This is a genomic window from Polaribacter sargassicola, assembly GCF_021991835.1.
In the GTDB taxonomy this organism is placed as follows: Bacteria; Bacteroidota; Bacteroidia; order Flavobacteriales; family Flavobacteriaceae; genus Polaribacter; species Polaribacter sargassicola.
In genome coordinates this window covers 1-383 of the sequence record NZ_JAHDAU010000064.1, presented here as the reverse complement: position 1 = coordinate 383, position 383 = coordinate 1, and the positions used below count along the sequence as shown (strand labels likewise).

Annotated in this window: 1 protein-coding gene; it reads left to right on the top strand. The window is 70.0% G+C overall.

Translation table 11 applies throughout. The features are described from left to right. On the top strand, nt 1-383 hold a 383-nt coding region (locus KI686_RS17420; protein ID WP_237590299.1), incomplete at both ends, for a hypothetical protein.

Here is a 383-nt window from a genome sequence, read left to right as displayed (position 1 = left end):
AGCCGGAGTACGGCATCCTCGGCTTCACGCTCCGAGAGCTCATCATCGTGGGCGCCTGGGTCCTGGTCTTCGTCGTGTCCTTCTTCCCGGTGTTCGGCGGTGGCGGATCGGTGTGGACCCGCGGCATCGACTGGATCCTCACGATCGGCCTGCCCACGGTCGCCGTGTTCCTGATCGCCCTTCGCCGCTTCTCGCCCGAGGGGATCCGACGCGTGGGGTCGCTCGGCATCGACCAGTTCGCCTCCGTCGCATCCTCTGTCGCAGCCGTCGCCTGGGCCCAGCTGCTCTGGCTGCAGTCCGCGGCGAGCGTCGACTCGGGCGCGTTCCTGGTCGGCTGGGTCCCGATCGTGGCGCAGCTGGCCACACTCGCCCTGGTCGCGGCC